The sequence below is a fragment of the Pseudomonas lundensis genome (assembly GCF_001042985.1).
GTDB lineage: Bacteria > Pseudomonadota > Gammaproteobacteria > Pseudomonadales > Pseudomonadaceae > Aquipseudomonas > Aquipseudomonas lundensis.
The window spans coordinates 127,716-141,075 of sequence record NZ_JYKY01000006.1 but is presented as its reverse complement, the minus strand read 5'-3'; the positions used below and the strand labels follow the sequence as shown (position 1 = coordinate 141,075).

General features: G+C 60.4%; 15 protein-coding genes. 8 read left to right on the top strand and 7 right to left on the bottom strand.

From position 1 onward, the window contains the following. Window position 1 precedes the first annotated feature (1 nt). On the bottom strand, window positions 2-1,456 hold the full coding sequence (locus tag TU74_RS07300; protein ID WP_048375770.1) for a TrkH family potassium uptake protein: 1,455 nt from the start codon (window positions 1,454-1,456) through the stop codon (window positions 2-4). Window positions 1,457-1,575: 119 nt separating this feature from the next. Here TU74_RS07300 and TU74_RS07295 point away from each other — a divergent pair, with 119 nt between their 5' ends. After that, window positions 1,576-2,142, top strand: a complete 567-nt coding sequence (locus tag TU74_RS07295; RefSeq protein ID WP_047276024.1) for an NAD(P)H nitroreductase — start codon at window positions 1,576-1,578, stop codon at window positions 2,140-2,142. A gap of 39 nt (window positions 2,143-2,181) precedes the next feature. On the opposite strand, the gene TU74_RS07290 is transcribed toward TU74_RS07295, so the two are convergent. The 6 genes from TU74_RS07290 to TU74_RS07265 form a co-directional block, all read right to left on the bottom strand. Continuing rightward, entirely contained in the window at window positions 2,182-3,516 is a 1,335-nt protein-coding gene (locus TU74_RS07290; protein WP_048375768.1) for a sensor histidine kinase, read from the bottom strand. A 79-nt stretch (window positions 3,517-3,595) separates the two neighbouring features. Continuing rightward, window positions 3,596-4,027: a Spy/CpxP family protein refolding chaperone gene (locus TU74_RS07285; RefSeq protein ID WP_048375766.1), complete on the bottom strand. Its 432-nt coding sequence runs from the start codon at window positions 4,025-4,027 to the stop codon at window positions 3,596-3,598. A 129-nt stretch (window positions 4,028-4,156) separates the two neighbouring features. After that, complete coding sequence (locus TU74_RS07280) at window positions 4,157-4,834, bottom strand: response regulator transcription factor (protein ID WP_048375764.1); 678 nt, start codon at window positions 4,832-4,834, stop codon at window positions 4,157-4,159. Window positions 4,835-4,846: 12 nt separating this feature from the next. Beyond that, window positions 4,847-5,254 carry an SH3 domain-containing protein gene (locus TU74_RS07275; protein WP_047276016.1) on the bottom strand — a complete coding sequence of 136 codons (408 nt, stop codon included), beginning with the start codon at window positions 5,252-5,254 and terminating at the stop codon, window positions 4,847-4,849. Window positions 5,255-5,365: 111 nt separating this feature from the next. Continuing rightward, on the bottom strand, window positions 5,366-5,665 hold the full coding sequence (locus TU74_RS07270) for a YciI family protein (RefSeq protein ID WP_048375761.1): 300 nt from the start codon (window positions 5,663-5,665) through the stop codon (window positions 5,366-5,368). Window position 5,666: 1 nt separating this feature from the next. Next, the gene (locus TU74_RS07265; protein WP_047276011.1) at window positions 5,667-6,263 is read right to left on the bottom strand and encodes a septation protein A; all 597 of its coding nucleotides are present in this window, start codon (window positions 6,261-6,263) and stop codon (window positions 5,667-5,669) included. A gap of 84 nt (window positions 6,264-6,347) precedes the next feature. Between TU74_RS07265 and TU74_RS07260 the strand changes: the two genes are divergently transcribed. The 7 genes from TU74_RS07260 to TU74_RS07230 all read left to right on the top strand — a co-directional run bounded on the left by TU74_RS07260 (window position 6,348) and on the right by TU74_RS07230 (window position 13,303). Next, window positions 6,348-7,211 (top strand): PHP domain-containing protein, encoded by an 864-nt coding sequence (locus TU74_RS07260; RefSeq protein ID WP_048375759.1) that lies wholly within the window; start codon window positions 6,348-6,350, stop codon window positions 7,209-7,211. A 13-nt stretch (window positions 7,212-7,224) separates the two neighbouring features. Continuing rightward, on the top strand, window positions 7,225-7,854 hold the full coding sequence (locus TU74_RS07255; RefSeq protein WP_047276131.1) for an L-threonylcarbamoyladenylate synthase: 630 nt from the start codon (window positions 7,225-7,227) through the stop codon (window positions 7,852-7,854). A gap of 128 nt (window positions 7,855-7,982) precedes the next feature. Then, entirely contained in the window at window positions 7,983-8,681 is a 699-nt protein-coding gene (locus TU74_RS07250; protein ID WP_162841639.1) for a segregation and condensation protein A, read from the top strand. A 12-nt stretch (window positions 8,682-8,693) separates the two neighbouring features. After that, window positions 8,694-9,617, top strand: a complete 924-nt coding sequence (gene scpB, locus TU74_RS07245; protein ID WP_048375758.1) for an SMC-Scp complex subunit ScpB — start codon at window positions 8,694-8,696, stop codon at window positions 9,615-9,617. 54 nt (window positions 9,618-9,671) lie between these two features. Next, complete coding sequence (locus tag TU74_RS07240) at window positions 9,672-9,863, top strand: DUF1289 domain-containing protein (protein ID WP_047276002.1); 192 nt, start codon at window positions 9,672-9,674, stop codon at window positions 9,861-9,863. 144 nt (window positions 9,864-10,007) lie between these two features. Then, a complete protein-coding gene (rluB, locus tag TU74_RS07235) occupies window positions 10,008-11,204 on the top strand; it encodes a 23S rRNA pseudouridine(2605) synthase RluB (protein ID WP_047276000.1) in 1,197 nt (398 codons plus the stop codon). 680 nt (window positions 11,205-11,884) lie between these two features. Next, entirely contained in the window at window positions 11,885-13,303 is a 1,419-nt protein-coding gene (locus tag TU74_RS07230) for an amino acid permease (RefSeq protein ID WP_047294569.1), read from the top strand. Window positions 13,304-13,360 lie beyond the last annotated feature (57 nt).

Here is a 13,360-nt window from a genome sequence, read left to right as displayed (position 1 = left end):
ATCAATGCCGCCAGAAGGCCGGGATGCACAACACGAACACGGTAATGATCTCCAGTCGACCCAGCAGCATGCCCAGCGACAAGATCCACTTGGCCGCATCGGGCAGGCTGGCGAAGTTGCCGGACGGGCCAATGGTTTCGCCCAGCCCCGGCCCCACGCCGGACACCGTGCTGGCTGCGCCGGTCAAGGCGGTCATCCAGTCCAGCCCCAGCAGCGACAGCGCCAGTGCAATGACGCAGATGGTGATGGCAAAAAAGAACGAAAACGTCAGAATCGAGCGCACGATTTCTTCGTCGAGCCGATGGCCGTTGTATTTCTGTTTGATGACGGCGCGCGGGTGAATCAACTGATTAAGGTTGGCCTTGAGCAGGATGTACGCGACCTGAAAGCGGAAGATCTTGATGCCGCCCGCTGTCGAGCCGGAACAGCCGCCGATGAAGCCCAGATAGAAAAACAGCATCAGGGAGAAGTTGCCCCACAGGCTGTAGTCGCCCAGCGCAAAACCGGTGGTCGTGACCACTGACGTCACGTTCAGCGCCACGTGACGGAACGCTTCCCACCACGGCATGTGGGTGGTCCACCACAGCCACGCACTGAGCACCAGCCACGTCACCACCAACAGGCCGAGCAGGCCTTGCACTTGCTGATCCTTGATCAATGCCTTGCGGTGACCGCGCAGTGTGGCGACATAGAGCGTAAACGGCAGGCTGCCCATGATCATGACGCCGATGGCCACCCAGTGCACCGCTGGTTGCGACCACTTGGCCAGCGACTGATCGGAGGTCGAGAACCCGCCGGTGGAAATGGCGGACATGGCATGGTTGATCGCATCGAACACGCTCATCCCGGCCCACCAGAATGCGAGGCTGCCGATGATTGTAATGCCGACGTAGGTCGCCACAATCAGGCGCGCCACCATGTGGGAACGCGGCATGACTTTTTCGGAGCGGTCCGAGGATTCGGTCTGGAACAGGCGCATGCCACCGATGCGCAGCAACGGCAAGATCGCCACCGCCATGCCGATAAACCCGATGCCGCCGAGCCAGTGCAGCATGGAACGCCACATCAGAATGCCGGGTGACAGGGTGTCCAGGCCGCTCAGGACAGTGGAGCCGGTGGCGGTGATGCCGGACATGCTTTCGAAGAACGAGTCGGTGTAACTGATGTGCTGGGTGAGCAAAAACGGCAGCGCGGCAAAGATGCACACGATGACCCAACTCGACACCGTCAGCAGGTACATGTCACGCGGGCGCAGGTGCACTTGCTCGGGACGGCCCGGTAGTACCAGCGCAAGACCGGCGACGAAGGTAATCAGGCTGGCCCACAGAAAGGACGGCAGATCGCCCAGATGGTCATAAATGACCAGGGTGAGCATGGGCACGGCCATGCTGATTGCCAACGTAATCAGGAAGATGCCGATTACAAAACCGATGATGCGTAGAGTCGGCAACGCCATGAAGTCAGCTCGGGCATGAAAGAGGGGCGCCATTCTACCTGTGGGTCTGGCTATGTAAACCGCCAGACGTTGAGGAGATACCGTTAGAATAGCCGCACATTTTCTTCAGGAGGTGGCCAATGGAGGCTCTCGACGCTTTGCTCAATCGTGTTTCTGCCCCGCGCCTGGTTGAACCGGCGCCCACGGCCGAGCAACGTGACGTACTGTTTGCGGCCGCCCTGCGCGCGCCGGATCATGGGCAATTGCGCCCTTATCGGTTTTTGAGCATCGAAGGCCAGGCGCGCAACCGTTTGGGTGAGGTTCTGGCGCAGGCCGTGCAGGCCCAGGGTGGCGAAGTGACCGAGGCTGCGCTGGATAAAGCACGTGCCATGCCGCTGCGCGCGCCGTTGGTGGTGGTGGTGATTGCACGCTTGCAGGATCACTTCAAAGTGCCCAAAACCGAGCAGTTGATTACCGCTGGCTGCGCGGCGCACGCCATTGAGCTGGCGGCCTATGCCCAAGGCATTGGCGCTGTGTGGCGCACGGGCGAGTTGTCCCATGCCCCGTTGGTCACCGCCGCGTTGGGCTTGCAAGCAGGCGAAGAAATTATCGCGTTCCTGTACCTCGGCACACCGCTCAAAGAAATGCGCGATGCGCCCAAGGTCGATACGGCCGAGTATGTCCAGGTGTGGTCAGCTGCCAACTGATCGCCAGCCCCCTCGCTGAGGGGGCGGCGCAGGGCTGCGTCACAGGTTGCCGTCGGGGACGAGCGGCAACTCCAGCGTGGCAATAAACCCGCCTTCTGGATGGTTGGCCACCATCAGTCTTCCGCCATGCCGTTCGGCGGCGCGCCGGGCGATGGCCAGTCCAAGGCCATGGCCGGCGGCCGCCTGACCGGGCGCGCGAAAGAACGGCTCGCCCAGTTGAGCCAGGTGCTCGGTTGCCACTCCAGGGCCGTGATCGCGCACGCTCACGTTGATGTGTTCCCCTTCCCGATACGCCCTCAACTCAATCGGCTGGCCCGGCGGGTTGAAGCGTTGCGCGTTACGCAGCAGGTTATCCACCGCGCGCTCAATCATGGTGGGCCAGCCTGTCAGGCTCAGCCCCGGCTCTGCCGCCACCTCAACCCGTTGCTCCGGTGCGCTCAGCGCCGCGTCTTTTTGCAGGTTATGCAGCAAGGGGTTGAGGTCAACGTGCTCGGCACTGGCCTGATCGGCGTCGACCCGGGCCAGCGTCAGGATTTCACTGATCAGGGACTCCAGCCGGTCACATTCACGGGTCAGGCGTGGCCATAGCTTTTCGCGTTCTTCGGGGCCCGCGCGTTCAGCCAGCGCCAATGCGATGCGCAGGCGCGCCAAGGGTGAACGCAGCTCGTGGGACACGTCGCGCAGCAGTTGACGCTGGCTGCTGATCAAACTTTGCAGGCGCGCGCCCATGCGGTTGAAGTCGGTGGCCAGTACGCCAAACTCGTCGCGCCGCGAAGCCAGTCGCGCCAGGCTGTTCTGCTGGTAGGTGGTTTGCCCCAAGTCATGCACGGCCACGCGCAGGCGGCTGAGCGGTCGGGTGATGGACAGGGTCACCAGCAGGCTGAAGAGGGTCAGCACCACCAGCGCAATGCCCAGCGCACTCAGCGGCCAGATCAGGCTTTGACGGTGCCAGGCGTCCAGTTCGGGGTGCGGTATGCGGTAAATCAGCAGGTACGTGTCGGCCGTTTGCGGGCTGGTGTATTCGACGGTCAGGCGACGCCATGGCAGCGGGTCTTCGCCCGGATGCTGGCGAGCCTCCCAGGCAGCCGCCCGGCGCGGGAAGGTGCCGCGCACCACGGGGTCGCCGCTTTCGTTCAGCACCTGCACGTCAATGTGATAGCGGCGCTTGCGCCGCTCAAGAAATTGTTGGGCAGCGTCTGCGCCCTGGGTTTCATAGCGCTGGGTCCATTCCTGGGCCAGATTTGAAATGCCGGGGTGACGGCTCAAAATCCACGCGTCCTGGTTGAGCATATGCCCCAGCAACAGTGACAGCCCGGCGACCAAGGCTATCGCCAGCCAAAAGCTGGCTAAAATGCGCCAAAACAGTGATCGCACGGTAGGTCCTCATCGTGACGTGAGTGAAACGCGCAAAGCCCAACGGCTGGGGGGCCGTTGGGCTTGGCAAGTGCGCGGATTATTGCGCTTTTTGGTCTTTCTGTGCTTTCCAGTCTTTGAACTCTTTCCACTCAGCCTTGCGTTCGGCGCGCTGCTTTTGCATCTCGTCGAAGCGTTTTTGCTGTTCTGGCTTGAGCAGGGCACGAATGTCTTTCTGGGTTTTTTCGTGCTTGGCTGCGATTTCGTCTTTCAGCGCTTTTTGATCAGCGGCTGGCAGTTTTTCCAGGTGTTTGTCGACCAACTGTTTGCGTTCGTGCATTTGCTCGCCCATCAGTTTGCCGATTTGCTGGCGCTGTTCGCGGGTCAAGTCCAGTTGGCTGTAAGGTGCGTCGCCGCGACCATGGTGTTCACCGCCGTGACGTGGCCCCATTGGGCCTTCGCCACCGGGCATGGCCATTGCGACGGTTGGCAGTGCTGCAGCAAACATCAAAGCAATAAGCGTCTTACGCATGGTGTGTCTCCTTTTAGTACGTTCCGGTGAATCCGGATGCGCTCAGTTTAGGGAGATCAAGGTCAAGCGCTGTCAGCCAAGCGTAAAGCTTGAGTAAAGAGGGGGTTGCGTCGGGTTTACACAGGCGCGTCAAGCGCTATAGAAATACCCGCGGCTGCGCAGCGCCACAATGCGCGGGCGTCCGTCGGGGTGCGGGCCGATCTTCTTGCGCAGGTTGCTGACATGCATGTCCAGGCTGCGGTCATACAGCGTCAGTTTGCGGCCCAGCGCCAGTTGCGCCAGTTCCTGCTTGTCCAGCGGCTCACCCGGTTGGCGCAACAGGGCTTCGAGGATGCGGCTTTCGGAGACGGTCAGGGTGATGTCATGGTGATTGATGGTGACCACGCCGCGCATCGGGCTGAAGCACAGGTCGCCCAGCTCCATCTGGCTCGACGCGGGCGCCGGGTGGCTGCGGCGCAGCACGGCACGCAGGCGGGCGGTCAGTTCCCGTGGGTCGCACGGCTTGGCCAGGTAGTCATCGGCCCCCAGTTCCAGCCCCAGAATGCGGTCCAGCGGCTCGCCTCGCGCCGAAAGCATCAGCACCGGCAAGTCGGGGTGGTCGTTGCGCAATTGTTTGAGCAGCTCCAGGCCGCTGCCGTCGGGCAGCATGACATCCAGGACCACGGCGTCAGGGCTTGATTCGCTCAACGCCTTGCGTGCGCTCAAGCCATCGTGACAGGCGCGCACGTGAAAACCTTCCTGGCTCAACCAACTGGTCAGGAGTTCACACAACTCCTGGTCATCATCTATCAGTAACAGGTCGCTCATGACTCACTCTATTTATAGCCATTGCCGACGCTGTTTACGTCCGCCGCCGGCGAAGATACCGCAGAGTAGGGCCAATAGGGCAACTGCGCCACCAATCACAAACCACTGTTGCGAATCAGTCAGCAGTTTAAAACCGGGGTTGGAGGCGGTTTTGTCGAGCTGCTGCCTGAGCTGCTGGTTTTCCTTGCGCAGTTGCGCCAGTTGGCTGCTTTCACGTGAGGCGTCGGCATTTTTCAGGGCCTGACTCAGCTCGCCGCGCAGGCGTTCACTGTCGTCCAGGCGCTGTTGCAAGTCAGTGATGCGCGCGCCAGCACTCAATGAGAGCGGCACGGAATTATCGGGGGCGGGAGCGTCTTCAGCTTGGGCGAGGTGGCCCAGCGAGAACATGATCAACAGCACACACAGCAAACCTTGGCGCATCGCAACTCCTCATTCCTGACGGGATTCGGAGAGGTTGTCGGCCGTTGATCGGGAATAATGAGGCCAGAAACATGCAGCGAGCCGCGAAGGCGGCTTCGCTGCATATCAGGTTTAAGGCAGGACTTGCTTGAACGGTTTAACGATCACATGGGCGTACACGCCCGCTGCGATGTACGGATCGGCGTCGGCCCACGCCTGCGCGGCGCTCAGCGAGTCGAACTCGGCGACAATCAGGCTGCCGCTGAAGCCGGCCGCGCCCGGATCATTGCTGTCGATGGCCGGGTGCGGGCCCGCCAGGACCACGCGGCCTTCATTTTTGAGTTGCTGCAAGCGCTCAAGGTGCGCCGGGCGAGCCGCCAGACGTGCTTCAAGGGAGTTGGCGACATCAGTGGCAATGATTGCGTAGAGCATGTCAATCCTCGGTTTTGGAGGTTGGAGTGTCGGAATCATGCAGGTGGCGCGACAGGTAAATGCCCTGACCTACCAGGAACAGCACGGTCAGGCCGAGGCTGCCGAAGACTTTGAAGTCGACCCAGATGCTTTGAAAGGTGAACGCCACGAACAGGTTGGCGGCCCCGCAGAACACAAAGAAGGCGATCCACGCCAGGTTCAGGCGCGTCCACACCGCATCCGGCAGGGTCAGGGCGTGGCCCATGACGCGTTTGATCAGCAGGGTGTTGCCAATAAAGTGGCTACCGGCAAACACCAGGGCAAACAGCCAGTTCACCACGGGCGCTTTCCATTTGAGGAAGGTCTCGCTGTGGAACGCCAGCGTCAGGCTGCCGAATACCAGGCAGGCAATCAGCGTCAGCCATTGGCTTTTTTCGAGTTTGCGTTGTTTGAAAAACAGAATGCCGTACACCACCACAGAGCTGGCGATCAGCATGGCGGTCGCGCTGAAAATGCCGCCGAAAGTCAGACTATGGCCGGCGATCTCGACGATGCGGGGTTCGATTTTGTAGACGATGAAAAACAGGAGCAGCGGGATGAAGTCGATGAATTGTTTCACAGTGGCAGCCAGAAGCAGGATGTGGCGGCATAATAACAAACATCAATGACAGCGAAAGCGTCAGCTAGAGGTTATTAAATTCCCGTGAAAATTGACTTGCATTGCCATAGCACAGCGTCGGACGGCGCTTTGGCGCCTGCGGTTCTGGTGGCGCGTGCGTACGAGAAAGGTGTGCGAGTCCTGGCCCTGACCGATCACGACACACTTGAGGGCCTTGATGAGGCCCGCACAGCGGCTCAGGCGCTGAACATGCAGCTGGTAAACGGCGTTGAACTGTCCTGCACCTGGGGCGGCGCCACGATTCATGTTTTGGGTTACGGTTTTGACGTGCAGGCCCCGGCGCTGGTGCAGGCCATTGCGGCGCTCCATGAGGGTCGTTGGCTGCGCGCCGAAGAGATCAGCCGCAAGCTGGCCCTTAAAGGCATGCCCGGTGCCCTCGAAGGCGCCCGCGCCATTCAGGCGGCGCTGGGTGACAGCGGTAATGCCCCGGCACGTCCGCATTTCGCTGATTTTCTGGTGGGCGCCGGTTACGTCAAGGACCGCGCCGAAGCGTTTCGCAAATGGCTGGGCGCCGGCAAGTTGGGCGACGTCAAGCAGCATTGGCCGACCCTGGAAGAGACCGTGGGCACCTTGCGGGCAGCCGGGGCCTGGGTCAGCCTGGCGCACCCCTCGCACTACGATTTCACCCGCAGCAAGCGTCGGCGTCTGATTGGCGACTATATTCAAGCGGGAGGTCACGCCATCGAGGTGGTCAATGGCTATCAACCCGCTGATCAAGTGGGCAGCCTGGCGATTCTGGCCCGTGAGTTCGGTTTGCTGGTGACGGCCGGCAGCGATTTTCATGGCCCGGGAGGCTGGTCTGAGATCGGCGAATACCGCCCGCTACCGGACGACCTGCCGCCTTTGTGGTCCCGTTTCAAACTGGACCCGCCCACAGCCAACGTCTGAACAGGTACACAACGTGAGTCAATTTTTCCAGATTCATCCGGAGAATCCTCAGCCGCGTCTGATCAAACAGGCGGTCGAGATCATTAAAAAAGGCGGTGTGGTGATTTACCCCACCGACTCGTCCTACGCGGTCGGTTGCCAGATGGGCGACAAGCATGCGATCGAACGCATCAAGCGCCTGCGTAATCTGGACGACAAGCACAACTTCACTTTGATGTGCAGCGACCTGTCCCAACTGGGCCTGTTCGCCAAGGTCGATACCGGCACGTTCCGCTTGCTCAAGGCCCATACGCCGGGGCCGTACACCTTCATTCTCAACGCCACCCGTGAGGTGCCGCGCCTGCTGCTGCACCCCAAGCGGCGTACCATCGGCATGCGTGTGCCCAGCCATCCGCTGGCCCTGGCCCTGCTGGCTGAACTGGACGAGCCGTTGATGAGTGTGACGTTGATTCTGCCGGGTGAAACCGAGCCGATGGAAGACCCGTACGAAATCCGCGATGCACTGGAAAAACAGGTCGACCTGATCATTGATGGCGGTTTCGGTGGGCACAAAGCCAGTACCGTGATCAGCCTGGTGGATGACGAGCCGCAGGTGGTACGGGTCGGCTGTGGTGATCCGACGCCCTTTATGGTCGAGGCCTGATGTCTGACGTTGAAGTGATTGAACCGGTTGACCCGCAAGCCGATGCGCAGCAAGAGCTGCCGTTCGCCATGGTCTACGGCCAGGCCGTCATTGAAATGCCGCAAGACCTGTACATCCCTCCGGATGCGCTGGAGGTGTTTCTTGACGCGTTCGAAGGCCCGCTCGACTTGCTGCTGTACCTGATCCGCAAACAGAACATCGACATCCTCGACATCCCGGTGGCGGAAATCACTCGCCAGTACATGGGCTATGTCGAGCTGATGAAGACCGTGCGCCTGGAGTTGGCCGCCGAGTACCTGGTGATGGCAGCCATGCTGGCCGAAATCAAGTCGCGCATGCTGCTGCCGCGTTCGGCCGAGGTGGAAGAGGACGAGGGCGATCCGCGTGCCGAACTGATTCGTCGCTTGCAGCAGTACGAGCGTTTCAAAGCCGCGGCCGAAGGCATTGATGGCCTTGAGCGGGTAGGGCGCGACGTGTTTGTGCCCAAGCTTGACGCCCCCCAGGCCCGGGCGCGCAAGCTGGTGCCGGACGTGGCGCTTGAAGAGTTGTTGATGTCGATGGCCGAGGTGCTACGCCGCACCGACATGTTTGAAAGCCATCAGGTCAGCCGCGAGGCCCTGTCCACCCGCGAGCGCATGAGCGATGTACTGGAACGCCTGAAGGGCGGTGGCTTTGTGCCCTTTGTCGAGCTGTTCACGGCAGAGGAAGGGCGTTTGGGGGTGGTGGTGACGTTTATGGCCATCCTGGAGCTGGTCAAGGAATCCTTGATCGAGTTGGTGCAAAACGAGCCCTACGCGGCGATCCATGTGCGGGCGCGAGCCGAATAAAGAGCTGAAACCATGAATTTGACTGATCCCCGCGAGCTGGCCCCGTTGCTGGAGGCGTTTCTGTTGGCCTCGGGCAAGCCGCAAAGCCTTGAGCGTTTGTTTGAGCTGTTTGAAGAAGGCGAGCGCCCGGAACCGCCGGTGTTCAAAAAAGCGCTGGAACTGCTGCGTAAATCCTGCGACGGCCGGTCTTTTGAACTCAAAGAGGTGGCGTCCGGTTACCGCCTGCAAATCCGCGACACGTTTTCGCCTTGGGTCGGGCGATTGTGGGAAGAGCGGCCGCAGCGTTACTCCCGCGCCATGCTCGAAACCATGGCGCTGATTGCCTATCGCCAACCGATCACCCGTGGCGAGATCGAGGACGTGCGGGGCGTAGCGGTCAATAGCCACATCGTCAAAACCCTGCTCGAGCGCGAGTGGATTCGCGTGGTGGGTTATCGCGAAGTGCCGGGCCGTCCTGCGATGTTTGCCACCACCAAGGCATTTCTCGACCACTTCAACTTGAAAAACCTCGACGACCTGCCGCCGCTGGCCGAATTGCGCGAGCTGGAGCCCGACCCGATTCTCGATTTCGACGATGCGCCTGTGCCCGAGCACATTCAGGCATTGGCGGACGAAAGTGCCGAGCCCGAGGAGCCGAAGGACGAAACCAGCTTCCGCACCTTGCTGACGGAACTGGACTCCATGGAGGAAGGTCTGAAAATCGACTTTGACGACTTGCTGCGTGAGGACCTGGCCAAAGAGGCGTTCACGCCTGACGGTGCGGTTGAGCCTCAAGCCGCACCCGTCCTGCAGCCAAGCGATGCCGAGCAGGCGCGCAGCCAGTTGCTGGCGGCGGTGGCGGCGCTGGAGTTGCCGCCCGCGCTGAGCGACGAAGAGGCCGAAGCGAGGGCGCTGGCCGAAGCCATTGAGCAGGAGCGTCTCGAGCGCGAAGAGTGATCCGGCCTCGCGCCCGCACGTTCTCACCGACAACACGTAACGGGAGCACAGCTGATGAGTTCAATCAAAGATCCCTGCATCGGCGTCTGCAAGTTCTGCGAGGACGTCTGTATCGGTTGCGGACGCACCCAGCGTGAAATCAAGGCCTGGAAAAAGCTCGACAAAGACGAAAAGCGAGCCGTGCTGGCGCAAGCCGACCTGCGTTTGCTCACGCTTGACGCCACCGGCCGGCGGAAAAAGAAATAGACCGGGCAGAACAGGCCCGGCCTTTGATGCGAAATACGCAAGATCAGCGTATGATTCGCGACCCTTTGGCGCGCAGTCGTGTGCCAAGGCCCATTTTCAACACTTCAGGCGCCCGCCTGAATTGACACACCGGGAGGTGCCCAGATGAGTGATTTAACCCCTAAAGACGACCAGGAAATTGGCCCAGCAGGCGAGAAACTGCAAAAAGTCCTCGCCCGTATTGGCGTCGGCTCGCGCCGCGACGTAGAGGCCTGGATCAGCCAGGGCCGGATCAAGGTCAATGGCAAGGATGCAACGCTGGGTTTGCGCGTTGACCTGCATGACGCCATTTCCATCGATGGCAAAGTGATCAAGCGCGAAGAGGCCGCCGAATCGGTGCGCCGCGTGATCATGTACAACAAGCCCGATGGCGAGATCTGCACCCGTGACGACCCGGAAGGCCGTCCAACCGTGTTCGACAAGCTGCCGCGCCCTAAAGAAGGCCGCTGGATCAACATCGGCCGTCTCGACATCAACACCACCGGCTTGCTGATGTTCACCACTGACGGTGAGCTGGCCAACCGCCTGATGCACCCGTCCTACGAAATGGACCGTGAATACGCGGTACGTGTGCGTGGTGAAGTGGATGACGAGATGATCGAGCGCCTCAAGGCGGGCGTGGTGCTGGAAGACGGCCCGGCGCGTTTTACCGACATCAAGCAGGCACCGGGTGGCGAAGGTTTCAACCACTGGTACCACTGCGTGGTGATGGAAGGCCGTAACCGTGAAGTGCGTCGTCTGTGGGAATCCCAGGGGCTGGTGGTCAGCCGCCTGAAGCGCGTGCGTTTCGGTCCGGTATTCCTGAACTCGGACTTGCCGATGGGTCGCTGGCGTGAAATGAGTCAGTATGAGGTGGATATCCTCAGTGCTGAAGTCGGCCTCACCCCGGTGGCCATGCCTGAGATGAACGCCAAGAGCAAAGACAAGCTTGAGCGTATGCAGCGCAAGTCGTCGCGTCCTGTGGCACGCGCTGATCGTGTTGCCCGTACCTTGCGCCCTGCCAACGGTGAGCCTGCTGCCCCGCGTCCTGCGCGTCAGCCGCACATTGAAGGCGAGCGTCCGGGTCGCCCGGCCCGTGACGAGGCCGCGCGTCCTGCACGCAAGCCTGCCGGTCGCACGGACCGTGTGCCGGCCGGGCGCGGTGCGCCGGTTGCCGAGCGCCCGAGCGAAGTGAACAAGCGCCCGACCAAGCCGTCCCGTCAGGGACCAAAGCTGGTTGACGATGCGCCGTCCGGCAAGCGTCGTGGCGCACCCGCAGGTTCCGGTCAGCGACCTGGCTTCGGTCGTCGCAAGCCGCAATAAGCGTTTAACGCCGTTAAAAAAACGCCAACCTTCGGGTTGGCGTTTTTTTTTGCCTGCACACGTCGTTCCGTGGGGGCACTGTGGTCGCGGCGTTGAAGCGCCCACGCAACGCCCGGTTAATCATTGAAAATCAATGAATTAGGCCTGCGGCAATCGGTCGCTGAGCACCGCAGGGCGTTTAGGGTGGCAAAAAAACGTTACAAAGCGTCAAGTAAACGTGACGTTCTGCGCCGTTTATCGCCCTCGGCCGTGAATTATTCGGTTTGTGTATAGAAAATGTTCCGCGTTTTACAGATTTGTGACGTTTGAGGCGGCATCTGCGGCTTGTTTCGTGTTGCAAGCGGCGGTGTGATGGGATCTTGCCTTCGAGCAGGTGTACAATGCGCGGCGTTTTACCTGTGACTCAATTGCGTACCCGCGCATTTTGCGCTGCTCGGCGATGTGCTGATTGGCCAAAACCTCAAGGCAAACCCGCCTTGTAAACTCCGCAATGCCATAAGCATTGCGGGTTCGATTCCGTCACAGATAAAAACAAACAGGTGACGCATGACTCGTGAAACAACCTTGGATTCCTGGCGCCTGCGCTGGGGTTTGATTTGTGTTGTAGACCCTTCGATCACTGCCGGTGCTCAAGCGAAAACGCACTGAACGACATCAAACCTTGTGTGGGACCCTTTTCAATGAGTGGACAAACCTCGCATTCGGGCGAGCTTAAACGCGGCCTGAAAAATCGTCATATCCAACTGATCGCCCTCGGTGGCGCGATTGGTACAGGCCTGTTCCTCGGTTCGGCCGGGGTCCTGAAATCGGCGGGCCCGTCGATGATTCTGGGCTATGCGATCTGCGGCTTTATTGCCTTTATGATCATGCGCCAACTGGGCGAAATGATCGTCGAAGAGCCGGTAGCCGGTTCTTTCAGCCACTTTGCACACAAATACTGGGGCGGTTTCGCCGGCTTCATGTCGGGCTGGAACTGCTGGGTGCTGTACATCCTGGTGGGCATGTCGGAGCTGACCGCGGTCGGTAAATACGTGCACTACTGGTGGCCCGAGATCCCGACCTGGGCCTCGGCGGCAGCGTTTTTCGTGTTGATCAACGTCATCAACCTGACCAACGTCAAAGTCTTTGGCGAGGCTGAATTCTGGTTCGCCATCATCAAGGTCGTGGCCATTGTCGGCATGATCGCGCTGGGCAGCTATTTGCTGGTCAGTGGCAGCGGCGGCCCGCAAGCGTCGGTCAGCAACCTGTGGGAACACGGTGGTTTCTTCCCCAATGGCACCACCGGTCTGGTGATGGCCATGGCGTTCATCATGTTCTCTTTCGGCGGGCTCGAAATGCTCGGTTTCACCGCCGCTGAAGCCGACAAGCCGCGCACCGTGATCCCTAAAGCGATCAATCAGGTGATTTACCGCATCCTGATTTTCTACATCGGTGCCCTGGTGGTGCTGTTGTCCCTGACGCCGTGGGATTCGCTGCTTGAAACCCTGAACGCCGGTGGCGACAGCTACAGCAGCAGCCCGTTCGTGCAAGTGTTCTCGATGCTGGGCAGCAACACCGCGGCACACATCCTCAACTTTGTGGTCTTGACCGCAGCGTTGTCGGTGTACAACAGCGGCACGTACTGCAACAGCCGCATGCTATTGGGTATGGCCCAGCAAGGTGACGCGCCAAAAGTACTGTCCAAAATCGACAAGCGTGGCGTGCCGGTGAACTCGATTCTGGCGTCGGCGGCGGTCACGGTTATCGCGGTGCTGCTCAACTACCTGATGCCCCACGACGCCCTGGAACTGCTGATGTCGCTGGTGGTTGCCACCCTGGTGATTAACTGGGCGATGATCAGCTTCTCCCACGTCAAGTTCCGTCAGCACATGAACAAAACGGCGCAAACCCCGTTGTTCAAGGCCCTGTGGTACCCCTACGGCAACTATGTTTGCCTGGCGTTCGTGGCGTTCATTTTGGTCATCATGCTGATGATTCCCGGCATCCGCGTGTCGGTTTACGCGATCCCGGTGTGGGTGATCTTCATGTGGGTCTGCTACCTGATCAAGAGCAAGCGCGAGGTAAACGCCTCGGCAGCCGCTTACAGTTCAGCCAAATAAGCTGAGCGGTTGGTCACGACAAACCCGGCCATTGCGCCGGGTTTGTCGTTTGTGGGG